The organism is Bacillus sp. HY001 (assembly GCF_007558965.1).
GTDB lineage: Bacteria > Bacillota > Bacilli > Bacillales > Bacillaceae_G > Bacillus_A > Bacillus_A mobilis.
On record NZ_VLTE01000059.1, the window covers coordinates 45,611 to 66,342 of the forward strand.

The 20,732-nt window shown below is 34.8% G+C and carries 22 protein-coding genes; 9 read left to right on the forward strand and 13 right to left on the reverse strand.

The window, feature by feature from the left end:
* Positions 1–19 precede the first annotated feature (19 nt).
* The gene (locus FOT98_RS24290) at positions 20–274 is read right to left on the reverse strand and encodes a biotin/lipoyl-containing protein (RefSeq protein WP_000859483.1); all 255 of its coding nucleotides are present in this window, start codon (positions 272–274) and stop codon (positions 20–22) included.
* A 275-nt stretch (positions 275–549) separates the two neighbouring features.
* Between FOT98_RS24290 and FOT98_RS24295 the strand changes: the two genes are divergently transcribed.
* The 4 genes from FOT98_RS24295 (at position 550) to FOT98_RS24310 (ending at position 3,524) form a co-directional block, all read left to right on the forward strand.
* Positions 550–1,953, forward strand: a complete 1,404-nt coding sequence (locus tag FOT98_RS24295; protein ID WP_063263189.1) for a sigma-54 interaction domain-containing protein — start codon at positions 550–552, stop codon at positions 1,951–1,953.
* 149 nt (positions 1,954–2,102) lie between these two features.
* On the forward strand, positions 2,103–2,300 hold the full coding sequence (locus FOT98_RS24300) for a hypothetical protein (RefSeq protein WP_063263190.1): 198 nt from the start codon (positions 2,103–2,105) through the stop codon (positions 2,298–2,300).
* 224 nt (positions 2,301–2,524) lie between these two features.
* Positions 2,525–3,160, forward strand: a complete 636-nt coding sequence (locus FOT98_RS24305) for a hypothetical protein (protein WP_063263191.1) — start codon at positions 2,525–2,527, stop codon at positions 3,158–3,160.
* A gap of 19 nt (positions 3,161–3,179) precedes the next feature.
* A complete protein-coding gene (locus tag FOT98_RS24310; protein WP_061676724.1) occupies positions 3,180–3,524 on the forward strand; it encodes a DUF4064 domain-containing protein in 345 nt (114 codons plus the stop codon).
* Positions 3,525–3,565: 41 nt separating this feature from the next.
* Here the strand turns inward: FOT98_RS24310 and truA are convergent, their stop codons facing one another.
* From truA to FOT98_RS24340, 6 genes are all read right to left on the reverse strand, one after another.
* Positions 3,566–4,303 (reverse strand): tRNA pseudouridine(38-40) synthase TruA, encoded by a 738-nt coding sequence (gene truA, locus FOT98_RS24315; protein ID WP_061676723.1) that lies wholly within the window; start codon positions 4,301–4,303, stop codon positions 3,566–3,568.
* 56 nt (positions 4,304–4,359) lie between these two features.
* Entirely contained in the window at positions 4,360–5,739 is a 1,380-nt protein-coding gene (gene rlmD, locus FOT98_RS24320; protein ID WP_061676722.1) for a 23S rRNA (uracil(1939)-C(5))-methyltransferase RlmD, read from the reverse strand.
* 10 nt (positions 5,740–5,749) lie between these two features.
* Positions 5,750–6,613 carry a DNA-3-methyladenine glycosylase family protein gene (locus tag FOT98_RS24325; protein WP_061676721.1) on the reverse strand — a complete coding sequence of 288 codons (864 nt, stop codon included), beginning with the start codon at positions 6,611–6,613 and terminating at the stop codon, positions 5,750–5,752.
* Between the two features lie 59 nt (positions 6,614–6,672).
* On the reverse strand, positions 6,673–7,455 hold the full coding sequence (pdaA, locus tag FOT98_RS24330) for a delta-lactam-biosynthetic de-N-acetylase (protein WP_063263192.1): 783 nt from the start codon (positions 7,453–7,455) through the stop codon (positions 6,673–6,675).
* A gap of 126 nt (positions 7,456–7,581) precedes the next feature.
* The gene (gene fumA, locus FOT98_RS24335) at positions 7,582–9,102 is read right to left on the reverse strand and encodes a class I fumarate hydratase (RefSeq protein ID WP_080467825.1); all 1,521 of its coding nucleotides are present in this window, start codon (positions 9,100–9,102) and stop codon (positions 7,582–7,584) included.
* Positions 9,103–9,308: 206 nt separating this feature from the next.
* On the reverse strand, positions 9,309–9,491 hold the full coding sequence (locus FOT98_RS24340; RefSeq protein WP_000513558.1) for an SE1561 family protein: 183 nt from the start codon (positions 9,489–9,491) through the stop codon (positions 9,309–9,311).
* A 213-nt stretch (positions 9,492–9,704) separates the two neighbouring features.
* On the opposite strand from FOT98_RS24340, the gene yfkAB reads away from it, so the two are divergent.
* Complete coding sequence (gene yfkAB, locus FOT98_RS24345; protein WP_063263193.1) at positions 9,705–10,832, forward strand: radical SAM/CxCxxxxC motif protein YfkAB; 1,128 nt, start codon at positions 9,705–9,707, stop codon at positions 10,830–10,832.
* A 35-nt stretch (positions 10,833–10,867) separates the two neighbouring features.
* Here the strand turns inward: yfkAB and FOT98_RS24350 are convergent, their stop codons facing one another.
* A complete protein-coding gene (locus FOT98_RS24350) occupies positions 10,868–11,665 on the reverse strand; it encodes a YfkD famly protein (protein WP_061676717.1) in 798 nt (265 codons plus the stop codon).
* A gap of 81 nt (positions 11,666–11,746) precedes the next feature.
* The gene (cax, locus tag FOT98_RS24355; protein ID WP_061676716.1) at positions 11,747–12,802 is read right to left on the reverse strand and encodes a calcium/proton exchanger; all 1,056 of its coding nucleotides are present in this window, start codon (positions 12,800–12,802) and stop codon (positions 11,747–11,749) included.
* A 176-nt stretch (positions 12,803–12,978) separates the two neighbouring features.
* On the opposite strand from cax, the gene FOT98_RS24365 reads away from it, so the two are divergent.
* The 3 genes from FOT98_RS24365 to FOT98_RS24375 all read left to right on the forward strand — a co-directional run bounded on the left by FOT98_RS24365 (position 12,979) and on the right by FOT98_RS24375 (position 14,279).
* Entirely contained in the window at positions 12,979–13,395 is a 417-nt protein-coding gene (locus FOT98_RS24365) for a pyridoxamine 5'-phosphate oxidase family protein (protein WP_061676715.1), read from the forward strand.
* Between the two features lie 154 nt (positions 13,396–13,549).
* Positions 13,550–13,696, forward strand: a complete 147-nt coding sequence (locus FOT98_RS24370) for a BH0509 family protein (RefSeq protein WP_000817786.1) — start codon at positions 13,550–13,552, stop codon at positions 13,694–13,696.
* Positions 13,697–13,850: 154 nt separating this feature from the next.
* The gene (locus FOT98_RS24375; protein ID WP_000100307.1) at positions 13,851–14,279 is read left to right on the forward strand and encodes an EamA family transporter; all 429 of its coding nucleotides are present in this window, start codon (positions 13,851–13,853) and stop codon (positions 14,277–14,279) included.
* Between the two features lie 11 nt (positions 14,280–14,290).
* Here FOT98_RS24375 and FOT98_RS24380 read toward each other — a convergent pair whose 3' ends face one another.
* Positions 14,291–14,884: a DedA family protein gene (locus FOT98_RS24380; protein ID WP_063263194.1), complete on the reverse strand. Its 594-nt coding sequence runs from the start codon at positions 14,882–14,884 to the stop codon at positions 14,291–14,293.
* Between the two features lie 429 nt (positions 14,885–15,313).
* Here FOT98_RS24380 and FOT98_RS24385 point away from each other — a divergent pair, with 429 nt between their 5' ends.
* Complete coding sequence (locus FOT98_RS24385; protein WP_063263195.1) at positions 15,314–18,082, forward strand: tetratricopeptide repeat protein; 2,769 nt, start codon at positions 15,314–15,316, stop codon at positions 18,080–18,082.
* 42 nt (positions 18,083–18,124) lie between these two features.
* On the opposite strand, the gene lepB is transcribed toward FOT98_RS24385, so the two are convergent.
* The 3 genes from lepB to FOT98_RS24400 all read right to left on the reverse strand — a co-directional run.
* Positions 18,125–18,661, reverse strand: coding sequence for a signal peptidase I (gene lepB / locus FOT98_RS24390; RefSeq protein WP_063263196.1), 537 nt, complete (start codon positions 18,659–18,661; stop codon positions 18,125–18,127).
* Positions 18,662–18,907: 246 nt separating this feature from the next.
* Positions 18,908–19,588, reverse strand: coding sequence for a lysoplasmalogenase (locus FOT98_RS24395; protein ID WP_063263197.1), 681 nt, complete (start codon positions 19,586–19,588; stop codon positions 18,908–18,910).
* A 157-nt stretch (positions 19,589–19,745) separates the two neighbouring features.
* Positions 19,746–20,732: RNA-guided endonuclease InsQ/TnpB family protein (locus tag FOT98_RS24400; protein ID WP_144291161.1), on the reverse strand; the 987-nt coding region annotated here is incomplete at its 5' end.

Consider the following 20,732-nt stretch of genomic DNA (forward strand, 5'->3'; position numbering starts at 1 on the left):
AAAGAGCAAAATACATAGATTAATCACTACCTGTTATTAAAAGATCATCCCTCACTGTTATTAATAACTTTTTATCAGCGATAGCTTGTCCTTCTACTACTTCTAATGATTCGATATACCCACTGATTCCTACCTTAATTTCTACTTTCTGTTTATCTATTGTTTCAATCAACGCTAATTTCTCCCACTCGTATACGTATGAACTTTCCGCAACAAATAACTTCTCTACTTTCCCGTAACAAGGACTATACACGCCTTCTATAACCGTCTTCACTTTATAAACTCCTCCTTCTTATTAATCGCTACTGAAACGTTGCATATCCCTCCTTTAGAGATTTCAACTATTATTTATGCAAAATGCGTACCAATATCCAATTCCTATTTAAAATGAAGGTTTCTCAAAAAAAAAATCTTCATAACCGCAAAATTTTTCTATCATTTGAGAATTTTTAAAAGGAAAATAGCAAAAAAATTTTGCGATTTTATAAGAATTTTAATAAAATTATAAAAAGTCAGTCTTCATAGGGTGAAATGAGGAGAAGATAATCTATGCGTACAGAAGAAATTAATTTTAAACAGATCATTGAAATGAATATGCTATATGAAACTTTGCTCAATGAGCTCGATATCGGGATTCATATTATTAATGAGGAAAGTAAAACGATTATCTACAACCGCAAAATGATGGAAATTGAATCAATGGAACGCTCAGATGTGCTATATAAAAGTCCTTTAGAAGTATTCGCATTTGAAGAAAATAAAAATAGTACTCTTATAGAGGCATTAAAATTAGGAAAAACAAACAAAAATATAAAACAAACGTATTTTAACAATAAAGGGCAAGAAATTACGACGATTAACAACACTTTCCCTATAATAGAAAATGGAAAAATTAAAGGTGCTATTGAAATTTCAACAGAAATTAACCATTCCAAACAAACAATGAAAACAAGCCTTTCTCGAAAACCAAATAATAAGTTTACCTTTGATCACATAATCGGGGATTCTAGCGCCATTCAATCCGTCATTACAGAAGCAAAGAGAGTAATTCGTACATCCTCATCCATACTTCTCGTAGGAGAAACAGGGACCGGTAAAGAACTATTTGCACAAAGCATCCATAATGAAAGTCAGCGTGCAACAAAACCATTTATTTCACAAAATTGTGCCGCCATACCCGACACACTCATGGAAAGCTTATTATTTGGTACGAACCGAGGTGCATTTACAGGAGCTATCGATAAAGCTGGTTTATTTGAAGAAGCAAACGGAGGCACTTTATTATTAGATGAAATCAACTCATTAGGTCCAGCTCTTCAAGCGAAATTACTACGAGCTATACAAGAAAAAACAATACGAAGAATCGGAGGCACACAAGAAAAAGAAATTGATGTTCGTATTATAGCAACTATTAATGAGGACCCTCTTGAAGCTATTACACACAATCGATTACGGGAAGACTTATATTACCGATTAAGCGTCGTTACTTTATGTCTCCCGCCTTTACGCGAACGAAAAGAAGATATTCCAGCTCTTGTTCAGCACTTTATCGAAAAATACAACATTCAATTTGGGCTCAGCGTGACGGATCTAGATGTACATGTAAGAGAATTTTTGTATGCATATGATTGGCCTGGAAACGTACGAGAATTAGAACATATCATTGAAGGTTCAATGAATTTAGTTGAAGAAGAAAATATCATTACAGCGTTTCATCTTCCCACTCACTTTCGCGAACGAATAAAAAAAGAATTCAATATGCAACCTTTCCTAACTAATAACGATGCTGATGCACCTAAAACGTTAAAGCACACAATAGAGGCAATGGAAAAGAACTACATCAATCAAATTCTGAAAGAGTACCACGGTAATATCTCACAGGCTGCAAAGTTTTTGGGATTAAGTAGGCAAAACTTACAATATCGAATTAAAAAATTGCATTTACACATATGAAATGAAGCTTGGATGAGTGGATTACTAGCCCTCACCAATTCGACTTTTATTGCTTTTTAATGCAGCATAAATCCGCTTTAATGTACAAATAAACATTTGGTAAAATATGCTACAATGAACATATAACATACTAGAAAGGAACGATATATATGAGTAATGATAAAAAATTAAAATTATTACAATACTTAGCCTTCTTCCCTACCATTGTATGTATGATGTTACTAGTTGATATAAACGCATATCCTTATGCAAAACTATTCGCAACAATTAGCGGCTCCTTTGCAGCCATTATGCTTGCTGTTTTTTGGAATTTGAAGATACGTATGAAAAACGAGAAATCTTCTTAAACCGACAAAGTTACTTATCCTATTTAAACACGAGATGTTTACTACTCTCGTGTTTTTTCTTTATATCCCCTCTACCCCACAACTTTAAAATTTAATTTAAAATTGATTATATACAGAATAAATGCTTTTTAATTTCATCGACAAATTCCGACATTTAGTATTCATTATGTTTGTTATTATGTAAGTTCTAAATCTGACATTTCAACATCTAGGAGGAAGAATTTATGTATAAAAAACTTTTGCTTACATTAGCATGTAGTTCATTAATTTTCGGATTAGCGGCTTGCGGATCAAATGAACAAAAAGATAATGGTGTACAAACAAAAGAAAAAGAACAAGCTCCAAAAGAAACACAAAAAGAAAAAGAATCCAAAACAGAATCAGCTAAAGGAAATCGTTCTAACCCAATCAATTTTAATGAAACTGCTACTGTTAATGATGTTATCTTCAATAGCGAAGACGGCAATTTTGAAAAATTCAAGACTAAAGTCGAATTATCGATTTTAGAAGTAATTCGTGGCGAGCAAGCCTTCGAAATATTAAAAAAGGAAAATCAATTTAATGAGGCTGCTCCAGAAGGAAAAGAATGGGTTCTAGTGAAAATTAAAGGTAAAGTTACTGATGCTAAAACACAAGATCACGAATATGATTTATTCGGTTCGAGTTTCAAACTTGTTTCAAATGATGGACATGTTTACAATAATGACCAGTACGCTGTAACACCAAATGAACTACATCAAAAACTTTATAAAGGCGCTGAAGGAGAAGGGTACATCTCTCAATTGGTTAACACTGGCGATGATTTTAAAATTCAATTCGAAACTCACGAAAGTAAAAAAGTTTTCTTTAACTCTAAATAAAATATAAAAGGTGATTACTATGAAAAGAACGACAGAATTTGTATTAGGACTAATCGGTGGTATATTCGGGATTTTATGTGCATTTATCGCTTTATTTATCGGAGGCGTCGGAGCAGCAGTTGAAGCTGACGGAGCTAATCAAATTATTGGATTAGGCTGGGCTGCTGTAGCTCTTTCTATTTTAGGAATTGTTGGATGCGTTATGGTTAAGAGCAAAGCTAAAGTAGGTGGCATTATGATGACGATCGCTGCAATTGGTGGATTTATTTGTATTTCTATCGTTTACTTATTACCAGGAATTTTATTATTAATCGGAGGGTTAATGGGGATTTTCCGAAAAGATAAAACGGCTGCATCAGCATAAAAAAAGCACTCACATGAGTGCTTTTTTTATATCCATATCTTTTAAAACTCAACATTCTCCAAATACAAACCACTCGCCTCAGCAAGGCAATTAATTTGATTGCGTTGTTTCGCCTCTAAAATATGTGGAATTGCTTCTGCATCTAATTGTCCTAATCCAACTTCAATTAATGCCCCAACAATTTTTCGTACCATGTTATGAAGGAATCCGTTGCCACTTACTCTAATTTGTACAAATCCAGCCTCTTCCATCACATCAAGTGTATATACTTCTCGAACCATAGACTTTTTCTTTGATTTCGCATTTGAAAAAGCAGTAAAGTCATGTGAACCAACTAAATGTTTCGCAGCTTCTTTCATGCTTTTCACATTTAATTTTTTATTCACATGCATGCTGTATTTACGCATAAATGGATTTGTATGCTCTTCATTCCAAATCTTATAAAGGTATGTTTTTGCTTTAGAGTTGTAACGAGCATGGAAGCGATCTTGAACTTCTTCTACATCTGTAATGCTAATATCGTTAGGTAAATATTGATTTAAATATTTTTTCACTTTATGTTCCACTAACTTCTCATCACTTTGAAAGTTAGCAACTTGATTCAAAGCATGTACACCAGCGTCTGTTCTACTACAACCGATAATTTCAATTTCTTTTCCGACCATTTCAGATATAACACTTTCGATTTTCCCTTGAATCGTATTATCGTTATTACCGAGACGTTGCCATCCTTTAAAACGTGCACCATCGTACTGAATCGTTAATTTATAATTGTTCATTTTATTCTCCTTCATAGAAAATATTCCCTCATATCGTGAGGGAATATGAATACACTTTACTTTCTAACAAGCTTCACTACATTTTCTACATGAGCTGTATGCGGGAACATATCAACTGGTTGCACATACTCCACTTCATAACTCTTCATTAATGCTTGTACATCACGTGCTAATGAGGAAGGATTACAAGATACGTAAACAACTTGTTTCGGCTTCACTTTTAAAATTGTTTCCAGTAATTTATCATCGCAACCTGTACGAGGTGGATCGACAACAATTACATCTGGACGCCATCCTTCTTTTACCCATTTCGGTAACCACTGTTCAGCTTTACCTGCTTCATATTTCGTATTTGTAAATCCGTGACGCTTCGCATTTTTTCTTGCATCTTCAATCGCTTCTGGAATTACATCCATACCACGTACTTCCGCTGCATCATTTGCAAGCCAAAGACCGATTGTACCAACACCACAATACGCATCTACAATTTTCTCATCGCCTGTTAAAGCAGCTGCTTTTTTCGCTTCATCGTATAAAACAACTGTTTGTTCTGGATTTAACTGGAAGAATGCACGCGCTGATAATTCAAATGATAAATCACCTAGTGTTTCTTGAATTACTTCTTTTCCAGCTAATTTAAATGTTTTATCACCGAAAATAACAGATGTTTTACGCCAGTTTACGTTTTGCATAATTGATTTCACACTTGGCATTTGCTTTTGTACTTCTGCGATAAACTGCTCCTTATTTGGCAATTCTTCTTTTGTTGTAATAAGTGTAACTTGTACTTCCCCTGTTTGAACCGCAGTACGTGTCACAATTGTACGTACTAAACCTTTTTGTTTTTTCTCATTATAAATAGAAACATTTAACTTTTCTAATATACGTCTTACAACTTTTGTCGCTTCATTCGTTGCTTTATGTTGAATCATACAATGAGCAATATCAATTAACTGATGTGAGTTTTGCTTATACAGCCCTGTAATAACCTTTTCGTCTTTACGTCCCACTTGTAGTTGACTCTTATTACGATAATGCCATGGATTTTCCATACCAAGCGTTGGGCGGATTTTCTCTTCCAAACTGTTATTCATATACTTCTCAAATGCTTGTACAACGATATCACGCTTTTGATTTAATTGTTCTTTATAATCTAAATGTTGCAGCTGACAACCGCCACACTCTTCATATACCGGACATGGTGCTTTCACACGATGTGGTGAAGCTTTACGAACTTTTTTCACTTTTGCTTCAGCGAAGCCACGCTGAATTTTCGTTGTTTCTGCAACAACTTCTTCTCCTGGTAATGCCCCTGGAATGAAAACGACTTGTCTCTTAAAATAACCAACGCCTTCTCCGTTAATCCCAAGACGTTTAATTGTCACAGGAAATGTTTGACCAACTTCCAACTTACTCTCATGTTGCTTTTGTATCATTATTACACCTCTACTCTATACTTTTCCATAAATATAACGCTGCATAACTGCAGTATGGTTCACACTCTTGTTTCACTTTTTCTAAAAATACATCATCAGGTTTATCATCTAATTGAAATATCCCTTGCACCGCACGCTGGATCCCAATGTCCGTTTTTGGAAACATATTTTTTCGTCCAAGCCCAAACATTAAAAAGTTTTGCACTGTCCATGCACCAATCCCCCTAATCGGTAACAATTGTGCCGAAACCTCTTCTTCCGCCCTGGTTTCTATACTCGCTAAGTCTAATGTACCACTGACAATACTTTGACCTAATCCTACTATATATTCAGCCTTTCGTTGACTAAACTTCTGCTCTCTCAATTCTTCTATTGAAATATTTGCTACTATTTCCGGAGTGGGGAAAAAGAATACACCATTCTTTTCTGTTCCATATCGTTTCACAAACTGTTCTGTTAGCACAGTAGCAAATTTCAAATTTATTTGTTGATGAATGATACAGCGAAGAAGACAAGCGAAATAATCAAATTCTAAAATAATTGGAGTATAAGCATATGTTTCAAATAGTGGACGTAATGATGTGTTTAAAAAATGATTTTGTATATCTTGAAACGGTTCATTCCAATGAAAAATGGCTCTCATTCGTTTCATTACTTTCTCCGGATCTCCTGTTTGACTAGAAATCCAAAACTGTGGATTTTGCACAGTACCAATCCCTTGCAAGCGAACAACAACCTGTTCCTCATCTATACAAAGCGGGACATAGATAACTTTCTCATCTAATTGAATGACGTTAAGAGGATCAAAAGATAACCGTTTTAATACCTCTTCAAAATGATACGGATACTCTAACGTAACATGTTCGCTCCACATACGTTTCCCCATCCTTTTTACACATCATTATAGCATGAGAAAACCGCAAGCATACATGCTTACGGTTGATCGCTTTTTACTAAGTCATCTAGACTTTTAAAATGATACCCTTTCTCGCGCAAATCATCAATGATTTTCGCAAGTGCTTCTGCATTATCTTTCGAGATTGCATGAAGTAATAAAACAGATCCTGGATGAATCATCGTCATGACATTATTATGCGCATATTGCCATCCTCTTTGTTCATCCACTTTCCAATCCAAAAATGCAAGTGACCAAAATACATTATAATAGCCCATTTCTTTCGTAAGAGCTAACGTTCTTTCACTAAACACGCCTCGCGGTGGGCGTACATATTTTACTTCTTTTTGCCCAGTTACTTTTTTAATTTCCTCTGTTACACTCGTTAATTCTTCACGAAGTTTCGCATCATTTACCGTTGTAAAATCAGGATGACTCCACGAATGGTTTCCAATAATATGTCCTTCATCCTTCATTCTTAATAACAAATCTTTTTGTGTTTTAATATAATGACCCGTTACAAAGAAAGTTGCCGGTACTTTTTTCTCTTTTAATACATCTAAGATTTTCCCTGTGTATCCATTCTCGTACCCATTATCGAATGTTAAATAAATATCTTTTTTCTTTGTATCCCCTAAATAAAACCCACCATTTTTTTGTAGTAAATCTGTATATAACTTTCCTGCATCTGGTACTGTTTCATTTTTAGGGCGCGGGATTCCCCAGTTATGTGGAGTATTTGTATAAGCTAATGCCGAAACTGGAACAAGTGCCATCATAATTGAAAAAATGAGACCGATATATAACCATTTATATTTCATAAATAGTCTCCTTTCCATATATAATCGTACTTGTAGTTTCTGTTGCTACGCATTTTTTCATGCTGAGCATGTTTTTCTATATATACCAAAAAAATGCATCTCGAATAATTCGAGATGCATTTTTGTTTACTTAAATACTGGCTCTTTAAAGCTAGCTAATTTTTCAAGTGATGTTTTATCAACATCTGCATGTAAGCTATTACCATGAGAATCCATCGTTACAACTGCTTTAAATCCTTCGATACGTAAATGCCACATTGCCTCTGGAATACCAAATTGTAAGAAATCAACATCTTTTACTTCTTTAATACATTCAGCATAATATTGTGCTGCACCGCCAATTGCATTTAAATATACACCGCCGTGCTCTTCTAAAGCCGCTAATGTTTTCGCACCCATACCGCCTTTTCCAATGACAGCGCGAATACCGAATTTCTTCATAATATCGCCTTGGTACGGTTCTTCACGAATACTTGTCGTTGGACCTGCCGCTTTAATTTGCCAGTTTTCATTTTCATCTTTCACGACAACTGGACCACAGTGATAAATAACTTGTCCATTTAAATCTACCGGACAATCGTTATCCATTAAATGCTTATGGATTGCGTCACGACCTGTATACATCATGCCATTAATTGTTACAACATCACCAACGCGAAGTTCACGAATTTGCTCTTCTGTAATTGGAGCTTGTAATACAATCTCACGTTGCTCTGTTTTTTCTTGTGCTTCTTGCTGAAGTGTATCGTCACCTTCTTGGTATAGCCAATCCATAATTTCACCTGTTTCAGGATGGATTGTTACACCAAGGCGACGATATGCCCAGCAATTATATGCAACAGATACGTAGAAGCTAGCTGGCAGACGGTTATACACGCCAATTTTACAGCCAAGTAAAGTTGTTTCTCCGCCAAATCCCATCGTACCAATGCCCAGCTTATTCGCATTTTCTAATACATACTCTTCAAGTTTTTGTAACTCTGGTACTGGATTGACATCATCTAATGTACGGAATAATTGATTTTTTGCTAATTCGTAACCTGATGTGCGGTCTCCCCCGATACCAACACCAATTACACCTGCACTACATCCTTGACCTTGTGCTTGATATACTGCATGAAGAAGGCATTTACGAATCCCTTCTAAATCACGGCCAGCTCGTCCAAGTCCTTCTAATTCACATGGTAAGCTATACTGAATATTTTTATTCTCACAGCCGCCACCCTTTAGAATTAAACGTGCATCAATATAATCTTTTTCCCATTGTTCAAACTTAATAACCGGTGTACCTGGTCCTAAATTATTTCCACTATTGTCTCCAAAAAGAGAATCAACAGAATTGGGACGAAGTTTACCATCTTTTGTCGCCCGCTCAAGCGCATGATAGATAGCTTCCTTCAACTTTAGTTGATTCACACCAACTGGTGTATAAATTTTAAACGTTGGCATCCCTGTATCTTGGCAAATTGGTGAGATGTTATCATCAGCCATTTTAATATTATTCGTAATTGTGCCAAGTGCCATCGCAGAACGAGTCCCTGCATTTTCTCGTTCTTTTGCTTGTTGAATCGCACGACGAACATCTTTCGGTAAGTTCGTTGACGTTTCAACAATTAGTTGATACATGCTTTCTTGAAGCTTTTCCATTGTTACTTCCCCCTCAATTGTGAACGCTACCAAAACGTTATGAGATGAAAATCCCATTGTTATGCTCTTCAGCTTTTTATTTGTTCCACGTTATTCAAGCATAAATGAAATTTTTCACAACTTGATTATACCTCTTTTTCTATCGTCCTTCTATTATCCGCACAGAAAAAGGCTACCAAATTGGAATTGGCAGCCTTTTTAATATATTATTCGTCTTTTTTAAATTGCTCACATTTTAATTCTAATTCATCTAACATCGCAAGAAGACGATCCACATCTTCTAATTCTACTTCTTCAGGTTCAATTGTATCAATTACTTCAATGAACATATTTAAACGTTCTTTTAAATATACTAATTGTGTATCTTTATCTTGAATTGCTTTTCCCATGAAGGCACTCTCCTTTTAATTCGAGTTGCTTTTATTATACCGCAAAAATGATTGCTATGGGCATGAAATTTCATCAATTTTGTCACAGTAATTCATTCAAATGTAAGCCCTATCTCTTTTTTTACAAAAAAGTTTCACTTTATAAAAAGCACATATTCTTCTATTATAGAGAATGGACAAATTGTTATTTCAATAGTCAAAGGAGTATTTCATATGACGATATCACAAAAAATGAAGCCGATTACTCCTTCTTACGATCCATGGGAAGCGTATATGGACCTTGAAGAGTACGGCAAACTACTATTAACAAATGTTGAGTTTACAACGACGACGTTATGCAATATGCGCTGTGAGCATTGCGCTGTTGGTTACACGTTACAGCCGAAAGACCCGAATCCGCTTCCGATGGATCTTTTATTAAAACGATTAGATGAGATTCCTCATTTACGTTCTTTAAGTATTACTGGCGGAGAACCTATGCTTTCAAAAAAATCCGTCGACAACTATGTAACACCACTCTTAAAATACGCCCATGAACGAGGCGTTCGCACTCAAATCAACTCAAACTTAACTATAGATTTAGCACGTTACGAACAAATTATTCCTTATTTAGACGTATTGCATATATCTCATAACTGGGGAACAATTGATGACTTCGTTGAAGGTGGATTTGCAATGATGGAGCGTAAACCTACGTATGAACAACGTGCAAAATTATTTGAACGAATGATTACAAATAGTAAAGCTCTATCAGATGCAGGTGTACTCGTATCAGCCGAAACAATGCTGAATAAACGAACTCTACCACACATGGAGCATATTCATCGTCAAATCGTTGACGAAATGGGATGTAAACGTCATGAAGTTCACCCGATGTATCCAAGTGACTTCGCGAGTAATTTAGAGATTTTAACAAAAGCTGAAATTCGTGATGCAATTGAGCATTTACTAGAAATTCGCGATGAAAATGTATGGATGTTATTTGGAACTTTACCTTTCTATGCTTGTAGTGATGACGAGCGAGACATCGCCACATTTAAGAAATTACAAGAAAGCAAAAATGTAACAGTTCGTAACGATCCAGATGGCCGTTCTCGTTTAAACGTCAACATTTTCGATGGAAATATTATTGTAACTGATTTCGGTGACGTTCCCCTTCTAGGTAACGTACAAACAAACACACTACAAGAAGCATATGACAAATGGAGTGCCTCAAAAACTGCAAAATCATTAAGCTGTCACTGTCCTGCAGTGAAATGCCTAGGGCCGAATGTTCTTGTAAAAAACAGCTACTATCCGACAGAAGATTTCTTATCAAAAACAGCAAATATTACATTATAAAAAAACGTCAGCTTATAAGCTGACGTTTTTTTATATTATTGCGAATGAGAAGAAGAAATGAATTTAAAATACAAATGATCATGAATTGGAATAGCAGCTCCGATTCCTTGTGAGGTAATGTTTTTTACAACAAGCCTTTTTTGATTTCCTTTTAACACAAGATACACTTCTCCAAACGTTACTTTTCCTTTTTCATTTACTGCTGGTGTATAAGCGTATAAATATCCAAGTTGACTCGGACTAATATTATACACGCGCTCATGCCCTGTACCATACCCAATGGTGGTTTTAAATGAAAGTGGCAATTGTACTTTTTCAAGCGCTTTGAGGAGCATCATTTTTTTCACATCCGCAGTATCTTTCATATCTGCTGTTAAATCGCCTTCAACCGTCTTTTGCGTTTCTTGTTTATAGCGTAGTGGATATAAGCGATCTCCTCCGCGATTATCGTACACATTGCGATTTACTTGTTTATATTCCCAATTAATCGATGTATCAACCGATTCATAATTCAAAGCCCATTGACCTAAATAAATCTTCGCTCGGTACCCTACCGCAAGCGGCGCATTCGATATTGTCGTTTCATTAAACATTCGAATTAAGTCCGGATTTTCAATTTTAATATTTGCTGTTTTCAATAGTTCTTGAGCAAACTTACTCGGCTGTAAGCGCGGCAAATCTTGCGCATCATTTGGAAACGTATTGTCTTTGGAAATATTTAAAACAGATGAAGGCATTTTTGTTTCTACCGTTGTCTTTGCAAAACTCATGTTAGGAAATAATAGAATAAACGAGACCATAGTTGAAAGACATATGCTGTATACTCGTTTCACCTGTCTGGCTCCTTCCTACGTAAAGGTATATATACTACTTTGTTTATTGTTTTCTCTCAATACAATTGTTATGCCTATTTTTCATAATAAATAAAAACCAATTCCCATAATGACATACGCTGCTAGTAAAGTACCGCCTTCAAACCAGTTTGTATCTCCATCATTTGAAATTGCAATCGTTAAGAAAACAGCTGTAATCATAGAAACAAGTTCTGGTATTGTAAATACTAAAGGCATCCTTTGCGTGAAGAACATAGAAAGCAGTACTAATACAGGAGCAACAAACATGGCAATTTGTAACGTAGAACCTATTGCAATCTCAACTGCAATATTCACTTTATTTTTATACGCCATAATAATTGCAGATGCATGTTCCGCTGCATTCCCAACAATCGCAACGATAATAACCCCTATAAATAATTCTGACCAACCAAATGATTTTGCAACTGTCTCAAATGTATGCACAAGCGCCTCTGACACATAAGCTACCGCAATTGTCGCTATTGCTAAAACGAGTAGCGCTTTACCTTTCGACCACTCTGGTTCTTCCTCATGAGCTACTTCATCCGTTTTATGTTGATATACACCACGATGCGTAACGAGCTTAAATAACAGCGCAGCAAGGTACATAATAATCATAATGATAGAAACACCGATACTTAATTGATACGTCTTTCCAGCGTCCATTTTCATTGAAAAAATCTCTGGAATAACAAAAGCTACTACAACAGCAAATATTAATAAAGCTGAATTATGCCTTGCATCATACACATTAAAACTTTGTCTTTTGTATTTAAGCCCTCCTACAAAGAAGGATAGCCCTCCTACTAATAATAAATTTCCAAGTACAGAACCCGTTAAAGAGGCTAACACAACCTCAATTAACCCTGCCTGAAGTGCAAAAATTGAAATGATAAGTTCGACTGCATTACCGAAAGTTGCATTTAATAATCCACCTATTCTAGGGCCAGATACAATTGCCAAACTTTCTGTCGCTCTTCCCATAAAACCAGCTAATGCGATAATCGTAATACAATACACAGCGAACATAATTGTTTGAGGCCAATGAAGTGTTTTCCCAAGTACAGAAAGTGGTACACCTATAAGCGCTACGATAAGAAATATTTTGTTAAACATGCTTTTCATCCTTCCATCGTATGTATTTCTCCTCGATATTATTATTATTCTTCTCCTAACTTGTCCGATTTCATCACAATTACGTTTAAAAAATCATGTTGATGAAAAGAGTATGAAAGATACTTCATTTTTATTTAGACGAAGAAAATTACAAAGTATGAAAAGAGGCTAAAAGCATGCATTTAAAAGAAAAAATTGAAACAATTATTTGCGGTCAACGAACTGGTGTATTATCTACTGTACGTGAAAATAAACCTCACAGCGCCTTTATGATGTTTTTCCATGAAGATTTTGTACTATATGTTGCAACAGATCGAAAATCAAAAAAGATAACAGATATCGAAAAAAATCCAAATGTATATGTACTACTTGGGCGTGAAGGAAAAAAATTAGATGAAGATTATATTGAAGTTGAGGGCTTAGCCTCCATCGAGGAAGACTCCACATTAAAAAACAAGTTTTGGAATAATAGCTTAAAACGCTGGTTACTCGGTCCTGAAGACCCTAATTATGTACTAATTAAAATCAATCCTGACACAATTTATTACATCGATGGTGCTGGTACGACGGAGCCCGAGTTTTTACGACTATGAAATAAAACAAGCCCCCTTTAGGTGGGCTTGTTTTGTCGAAAAGTTCTTCTGAAAAAAACAATAAAATAGGTGGAACTTTCTAAAGATTCTGTTATATAATAGCAGTAACTTAAATAAACTGTATTAAAACAGATTGAGAGGAGAAATAAAATTGATGAAAAGAGAAGAACGCAAAAACATGATTGAGTTTATTGAAAAGAAAAAAGGGATTGAGCGTGACGAATTATTGTTTATGACAGACGATGAAGTAGAACATATTTATAATGTAACGTACTTTTTATATGAAGAAATTGCAGAGTAGTATAATAATCCCACCTTATTAAAAATATAAGGTGGGATTATTTCGTTATCTATCCAGCTATTTGCGAGGCAGTAAAATCCCACTGATTAAAGTTTCGCTTTATACATGAGAATGATTTTCATGTATAATAATGTAAGATTGGAGGAATTTTACTATGAGTTCATGGCTATTATTCGCACTATTATCAGCAATTGCTGCTGCCCTTGTATCTATTTTCGGAAAGATTGGTTTAGATGGAATCGATGCCAATGTTGCAACAACGGTTCGTTCTATTATTATGGCATTATTTATGGTGGGTGTTATTATTATACAAGGTAAATTTCAAAATATTGGCGACGTACTGCTAAATAAAAAAGCACTGCTCTTTATCACATTAAGTGGGGTTGCAGGTGCTTCGTCATGGCTATTTTATTTTCTTGCCCTCAAAACAGGGAAAGTTTCACAAGTGGCTCCTGTCGATAAATTAAGCGTCGTATTTTCTATCATCCTCGCTATGATTATACTCGGTGAAAAGTTAAACTTTATGACTGGCGTTGGTGTAGTCTTTATTACAGCTGGTGTACTATTTATTGCTTTCAGCTAAAAAAACCGCTATTAGCGGTTTTTCTTTTTCTTTATGTAAAACCATACAACACCTGTAACAACTACTGAAATGAATAAAATCCATATTCCATAATGATGTAAACTATACTCAACGAAACGCCACTTCTCTCCTAACTTCCAGCCAAGCCCAATAAAAACACTTATCCAAATAAGTGCACCACCGTAAGCGTACAAACAAAAACGCCAAAGTGTTAAATTCGACACCCCAGCAAAATATGCTGTTAAATGACGTACTCCCGGGATAAAGTAACCAATCATTAAAAGAAATGGTCCATATTTTTCAAATAAAATGTGTGTTTTTTCAATGTGATGTTCTTTAATTCTAATTTTCGGCCCATATTTTTTTAAAACAGGAAGTCCCAGTTTTAAACCTAATATGTAGCTTAATGTAATACCTAACATCGCACCTGCCATCCCACTTAAAAAAGCAGCCGTTCCTGACATAACTCCTTTTGAAACGTTATAACCAACAAAGGTCAATAAAAACTCATCTGGTATCGGTAATCCGACTATCCCACCTGCCAACGCTATAATAATTCCAAAATACCCATAATGCGCGATTAACTCGCCAATATGTTGTTCCATTCGGAAGACACATCCTATGCACGATCGTTATTCCACATTGTGCCCTTTCTACCTTTCAGACAAACATGGTATACATATTCACTATACATTGTTTTTATAATGAACTCTACTTCTATCCGTCCCGTTAGCAAGAAGAAAATGAACCATTAATCGTGCGCCCTCCTCCCGCCTACTTCCCTTGTATTCACCGCTTTTTGAAGTGCTAGTCTTATAATCCATAAATAGCGTGATTAAAAAATAAAAATTCATATGCTTGTTTTTTTGTTACAATAAAAGAAAGTTACTTTTCGCAACGGTTTAACTCTCAGGAAAAATGATATATCTAGCAAAAACGTAGTTTGGTCGATATAATGCAACTTCTACCTATAAAAAGAACATGCACCCTTTACATACAACATCATTTTTCTAAATTATACAGGGGGAACGAACATGACCATTGAAAATCAATTTATCCAAAAGGTTTACTATAAAACATTTTTAACAGAAGAAACTTCTACTCCAGTATCGGAAGTACTCGGTGAAGCATATATAAATGAATCTACAAACGAATTCTCCAACATTTCTAATATTCGCTTTGCTCAAGGTGAATTTTATTACCAAAATAAAGACTTTGAAGCAGCAATATTTAAATGGGAGAAAGTAAATAACGAACTTGCACTTTGGGCAACCAAAAATATTGCAGATTCTTATTTCGAACTAGGATTCTTGCCAAAAGCAGAAGAAATTTATCAATCTATCCAAACAGAAGATACAACTCTTACAATGGAAGTTTCCTTACAACTTCTTTCTCTTTACATCGAACAAGATCGTTTAGGTCTAGCATTTAAGACGATTAGTGAGGCTGTTGCATTTCAACCTGACTATCCAAATATTACTGCAATTGCTCGCTCATTCTATGAAAAACAAGAAGATTGGAATAACGCTATCGAACTTGCCGTTCAAGAAGGAATTCGAACACAATCATTACACTGGTTCGATACTTTAATCAATTATGTGAATCAAGGATTTACGAAACAAATCAAACCAGAATATTTCTATGAATCTTTAAAAGCTTTATATACAATTGATCAAGTCCAATTTAAAGAACTTGTTATTGCTCTTTGGAACAGCTATCAAAATGAAAACTTGCATCTACCTTGGATTCAAACAATAAATCATTTATTCTTACATATCGAAACAGACAACAATGACGATTGGCATGAAATTATTGAACGCTACCAAGATACGTACTTTGAATTAATTACTGGTGAACATTTCATGCATGAAATGCAGGGACTTGTACCAGATTTATTAACAAATTGGTTTAGTTTAACGAAAGCAAAAGATGCCCTAGTTGTCTCTGCTGCAGTGTTAGCATGGAATGAAGTTTCACCTACAACTTTAGAGTCATTGCTCGTAAAAAGTGCGGGAGCCCTACTCTCTAATTCAACAGCTGAAACAAATATAAATATGGAAACCGTTTCTCATTTATTCGAAACAATTGCTGTATGGGCTGAAAAAAATGATGTGGATTTAAGTCACCAATTTACGTTACTCGTTCATGAACTATGTGATTTAAATGTTACACAATTACTAATAGCGGGAACTAGTGACCATGATAAGTCATCATTCATCAATTCAATATTAGGAGAGAACATCTTAACTGAGACTGTAACAACTCCTATTCTATTTAAAGATGATAGCCAAACTGAAATAACAGAATTCACTGCGTTAGATGTACACAATATACCGAACTTTGATGAATTCCATCAAATAATGGCTACACCTTCCGATTCTGAGTCAGAACTTGAGAAGAAGTGTATAGAAATTAAGTTACCAAGTAGATTTTTAAGGAAGAATAAATTTGCATTTCTTGTTACGCCATCTGTTCAAGGGCAAGTGGATAAAAATAGCTCATACTTTGAATACTTACAAGCAGCAGATAGCCTTATTTACGTATTAAATTCCGCTTCACCATTGCATGGTGAAGAGCTTGATACATTACTTTATTTACGTGAACAAGTGCCAAACTTACAAATTCATTTCGTATTACACACAAATAATGCGACCAATAATGAAAAACTAATGAGTAAGATTAAAGTCCATTTCCCAAATACAAAGTTCTTCCCATACTCTCCTTCACAAGAGAGTAGCCAGCAACTTGGAGACGTGACAGAGTCTATTCTCTCTAATCTAGCAGAACGCGACATAGAACAAGAACGTATAAAAAAACTAATATGGTTCACTCAAAAAACAATCTCATACCTTGTAAATGAACGTGTGGAATTAGAAAATACATTAGTGAAATCCGTACGCTGGAATAAACATATCTCAGTAAAACTAAACGGATTTATTAACAATCTTACTGCTCTTGAAAAAGATAAAATTCGTTCTATTACAGAATCTTATCTTTTAACGAAAGAAGAAATCACACGAGATATCCATTCTCAAATTCCTGAATTATTACAGAGCTGTTCTGACCTTGTTCAAGAAGATAGTGACTTCAAATTAGTTCATGAAGAATTAAATGCTGCAATGAACGAACGCATTCAAAAACATGTACAGCAAGTGCTTCTTCCTAAATTTACTGGATTTATTCAAGAGTGGATTGAAACAGCGCATAATGAATTTATTCAAGCTCAATCTTATTTAGATGAAATGAGTGAAACGTTTAATAAATTATATAAAGAAGAACGCATGAAACTTCCTTGCGATTTCAAATTACTAGATGACTGGCACCGGGATGTTGTACGTATGACAAATCGAATTACAGTATCGAACATCAATATTTTATTACGCTTTACACCAACACAATTTTTCTTAAAGAGTGCGGGAAAACTATTTGGTAACATGCAAAAAAATCAATCTATGCTCGCAAACAAATATAAACAATACATTGAAACGGAAGATTATACGGAAATTGCTCAAACAATCTCAAAACAATTCTTCCTTCAATTTGAAGTATTTGAAGGCGCATTAGAACGAGATATCATGATGTTCTTTAAAGATCCACTTAGCATACTGAAACAAAATGTAGAATCCGCTCAACTTGAAATACAGGAAGACGAGCAAACACTAGCAACGTTAAGAAGCAACCCAGAAACTTATCACGATCCGTTAGCATTCTTTAAACTGCAACTATTGCAGCACAAATTCGTTTTAAGTACGAACAAAAACAATGAAGACGTCTATGAATTTAATGAGTCTCCTACGATTTAACATAAAAAACCAAGCAAATTTCAGTTTGCTTGGTTTTTTACTTTAATTCATTATTTTCATATGTTCAAATGGATAATAAATTGCCGCTAATTCTCCTAATACATCCGCTTTATCAATAAGTCCTAAACCATTTCTACTATCTCTGCTTATTAAGCGATTATCTCCCATAACAAAAATCTTATTTGTAGGAATTGTAATCGGTCCAAAGTCCTCTGTTAAATTCATAAGTTTTTTTTCAGCTTGTTTTTTATTACTATACAAATACGCTTCCTGTATCACTTCATGATTCACATATAATTGATCATTTCTCACCTCAATGACATCACCAGGCAAACCAATAACCCTTTTCACATAAAAATTATCTGTCTTCACAACAATAATATCTTCTCGCCCATAACTTTCAAATTGCTTTGCCAACTTATTAACAATCACCTTATCCCCATCTTGTAACGTTGGCTTCATGGACGCTCCTTTTACAGTCGTAGGAAAAAACAAAAAGATTTTTGCCAAAAACACCAACAAACATGCAATTGCAATTGTTCCAAAGAATTCACGCCAACGTTTTTTCTTTTGCATCATTCCACCATCTCATCATCTTTTTACTTTTATTATAAGGACTTCAACTACTTGATTTCCACAAAATTCTGAATTGAAAAATTATAATATTGTAAACTTGGAATAATCACCATAAACTTCTTATTTTATATAATTTATATTTATCTCACTATTTGTCCGCAGTAAAACTCCATCTCAAAAATCGGCTGAAGTAAAATAGTAAAAAAGATACCCTCAAAATAGTCTATCTACTATTTTGAGGGTATCTTTTTATATTCCCACATATACAATACACATTTGAGCCGCTACATACGTAAACCAAATCCAAAGGGGTTCATACTTTAATTTGCGCCCTCCAATATCTGTCACTCCTATAATAAAATCAGAAATCACAAATAGTAAACCACCAAAAGCCGGTATCCACCATATTCCTGTATTCTCATAGTATAAGGCGAATGCAAAGCAAGCCATTCCTCCAACCCACAGTCCGTAAATTAGAGCTCCTACCGTAAACAATTTATCTTGCTTATCATTTCGGATAAAGAAGAACCATCCTATAATGAGAAAGAGTCCGTATACGAGTAAACCAATCCAAAAACCATTCCATGAGATGCCTGTTTGCAAAAATGCTTTTACATAAAAACAATGTGCAAGAGCGAAAGTAATCATCCCTCCAATTAGCCTATGACCAATTGGAATCAAACCTGCCATAAATAAATCTCCTACAGTTGATAACGTCATACCTAGTGCAACCCATGTACTATACTCCACTGATGGATCTTGTAACCATATCCAAATTGCACTTGCTGTTAAAGAAAAACTAAGAATAAGACGTACCGCTAAAGGTAATGGCATATTATTTCTTGTCTTTTTTGTCTGCCCTATTGCGTAAATTGCACCAATTAAAAAAAGAATGATTTGTCCAATTAACACCATGTAAAGTAGATTCATAACATGTTCTGCTACTAAAAATATAGACAAATGTATATTATTAGAGTATTCCTGCTTCTACGTGTCCTGTCTCGCTAATCACTCGCTACTACAGTTTGCTGTAACACTCCACAGGCGTAAATTCCGATGTAGCCCACCGTACATATATACAATCTATTTATGTTAGTATTGTATATTTTTTTGCTTGTAAAAGGTTGATTGACGCATTTAAATCTCTATCTATTACATTGCCACATTCACATGTATATACTCGGTCAGACAGCTTTAAATCCGACTTTTTTTGACCGCAACATGAACATATTTTAGAAGATGGATAGAATCTATCCGCTTGCCGTAGTTCAATTCCATATTCCCTACATTTCGTTGATAACCATGTTTTAAAAGCATAAAAACATTGTTGCGCTACAGCTTTAGATAGATGTTTGTTCTTCATCATACCTTTCACATTCAAATCTTCTATTGCAATAAACGTTGGCTTGGTTTTCACCACATCATTTACAATAGACTTTACATACGCTAATCGAATATTTGCTAGCCTAGCATGTAGTTTTTGCACCCTAAGAATATTTTTATCTATATTCGCTCTTTTGTTAGTAACAGATTGTTCACCTCTCTTTTTTCGATTTTCAAATTTACGCGATAAAGAGCGTTGTTCACGTTTTAACCGTTTTTCGATCTTTTTTACTTGTACTGTTTTATTTATATTTTTGTGAGTTTTTCCATCGCTACGTACAGCGAAGTCTTTAATTCCCAAATCAATTCCTAGACCTACTGCATTGAGTGTTGCATTTGGTTTTCCCCCTTTCACTTCACAGAGTATAGACACATAGTATCTTCCTGCTCTTTGATATACTGTACCACTTTTTACAGTTGTATTTTTTGAAATATATCCATACTCTTTTAACCTTATCCAGCCAATTGTAGGAACTTTTACTCTATGTCTTTCTACTGTCCAATCTGTTTTGTTGTTTTTCGGAAAGTAGCACTTCACATCTTGCTTCTTCTTTTTTTTATATCGTGGAAACTGAGATAAACCTTTTAAAAAACGCTTAAAAGCTTTATCTCCATTCATAATCGCTTGTTTTACCGCTTTGCTCGACACTTCTTTAATCCACTGGTCACACTCTTTTGTATGAATGTTGTT